This is a genomic window from Mesorhizobium sp. M5C.F.Ca.IN.020.32.2.1 (genome assembly GCF_004023105.1).
Taxonomy (GTDB): domain Bacteria; phylum Pseudomonadota; class Alphaproteobacteria; order Rhizobiales; family Rhizobiaceae; genus Mesorhizobium; species Mesorhizobium wenxiniae.
Window position 1 is genome coordinate 1 of sequence record NZ_RZSX01001010.1, and the last position, 2093, is coordinate 2093.

At 59.9% G+C, this 2093-nt stretch carries 2 protein-coding genes; one reads left to right on the plus strand and one right to left on the minus strand.

The features are described from left to right. On the minus strand, positions 1-394 hold a 394-nt coding region (locus EOA86_RS32175), incomplete at its 3' end, for a PLDc N-terminal domain-containing protein (protein WP_206630198.1). A 392-nt stretch (positions 395-786) separates the two neighbouring features. Between EOA86_RS32175 and EOA86_RS32180 the strand changes: the two genes are divergently transcribed. Continuing rightward, positions 787-2093, plus strand: a 1307-nt coding sequence (locus tag EOA86_RS32180) for a family 16 glycosylhydrolase (protein WP_164892209.1), incomplete at its 3' end; no start/stop codon positions are given.

Genomic DNA, 2093 nt, shown 5'->3' on the forward strand with positions numbered 1-2093 from the left:
CCTCGTCACCTGTCTCCAATATCGCAATCGCGTTTCCCGAGGTCAGGGCACGCCGGGCCACCCTGTCGCCCAATGTCTTCAGGCCGGTGAAGCGTTGGCCGTACCGCTCGGCAATCAATTCCTCGGCGGCAATGTTGCGCTCATGTTTTGCGGAAGCCGCCTCGCTGGAAAGGGGCCGCATGGCGCTGATCGTTGCACGACGGATGCGGTTTATGCCGGCAACGGCGTAGATGATCGCGCCAAGGAATGGCGACAGGAACATCACGCCGACCCAACCTGTGGCGGCGCGGACGTCTTCCTTCGTCATTATGGCGTGGACGATGCCGATTGCCGCCATCACCACCGGAATCATCGCGAGGATCTGGGGCCAATGAGTCATTAAGGTCTGCAACATCGCCAGGACTATCCAGCGAGCGGTTGCAGAACGCAATGCAGCTCATTCCCGGCGTTGCTCCTCGGCGCCTCCGCCATAGACCATTATCAGATCGGCGGAACGGCAGTAGCGCACGTTTCCCGCAGCTGCACTCGGCTCTGACGAGCATGTTGTGCCGGGTCGCCTTGCCCAGCGTGTCGATCGGATCATGCGCCATGGAGGATTCGCAGTTTCGTGTGCCGGCTACATCAACCGATTTGCGACTTCTCCCAAATTTCTCGTGAAGCGTTGGGGATAACCGCACTGAGCCCATTTGCGGCGGAATCGGTGTCCATTACCGTTCCGTTAACAAATGGATGATTAGATCTTGGTGGGGGATCAGCGAAAATGTTGCGAGAACGAGGAGCCCATCAATGGCTGCGATTGCCCTTCCTGGCGATTGGACCGGACAGTACAAAGGATCGGAGCTGAACCTCTCAGGTTTCAAGCTCTCCTTTTCCGACGAGTTCAACACGCTTGACGTCGTGCCGAACAACGGCACCGGCAAATGGTTCGCGCCGGTACACGCCCCCTATGGGGCCGCCACGTTCATGTCGCCGGTGGGGGCAACGAATCCGTTCTCCGTCTCTGACGGGCAGCTGACCATTACCATGAAGCAGGTGGACGGCGTCTGGCAGTCGGGAACGATGCAAACGGTTAACAGCACCGGCCGGGGTTTCGCGCAAGAGTACGGGTACTTCGAGATGCGCGCGGCCTTTCACGGCGGGGCGGGAGCCTGGCCGGCTTTCTGGATGCTGTCGCCCGATCAGACTGTGCCACGCGTCGAGGTCGACATCGTTGAAGCGTATGGGGGCGATCCCGATGGTCATCACCAGGCGGTGCACTTGAGCAATAAGGAAGGCCACGCTTGGAAAGGCAACTATACGGGCCTCGCCAGTACGATGTTCGACGGGACGTTTCACACCTACGGCGCGAGGATCACGACGGACTGGATCACCGTGTACTATGACGGCAAGGAGCTGAGCCGCTTTCCAATGAGCGAGTCCTTCCGCACGCCGCTCTATATGTTGGCCTCGCTTGCCATGAATCCCCTTGAAGTCGAGCGGGCGTCCGGCACCTACAAGATGGTCATCGATTACGTGCGCGCCTATGCCGCGCCGGACGTGATGGAGCAGCACCTGACCGGGACGGATGCGGCGGATATCCTGAACGGCGGCAGCTTTGACGACGTTCTGGACGGCGGAGCCGGTGCTGACAAAATGTCCGGCGGTTTGGGCAACGACACCTACCGCGTCGACAACGCATTCGACGTAGTCATCGAGGCTGAGGGCGCCGGCATCGATGTGGTCATCACCTCGATGACTTATTCGCTGTCCGGCCAGCAAATAGAGCAGCTCACACTCACCGGCGTTGCCGACATCGACGCGATGGGTAACGAACTCGACAACACGCTGGTCGGCAACGCTGGCAGCAACCTGCTCGACGGCGGGGTCGGAATCGACAAGATGGAGGGCGGCGCGGGCGACGATACCTACTATGTCGACAATGCGCTCGACCGCGTGGTCGAGGGCGATGCGGCGGGCAACGATTCGGTGTTCAGCTCGAGCACCTATTCACTGCCATCCTATGTCGAAAATCTGACCCTCATCGGCCTTGGCGCTATCAATGGTCGCGGCAATTCTTCCGACAATGAGCTGACCGGGAACAATGGGAACAACAC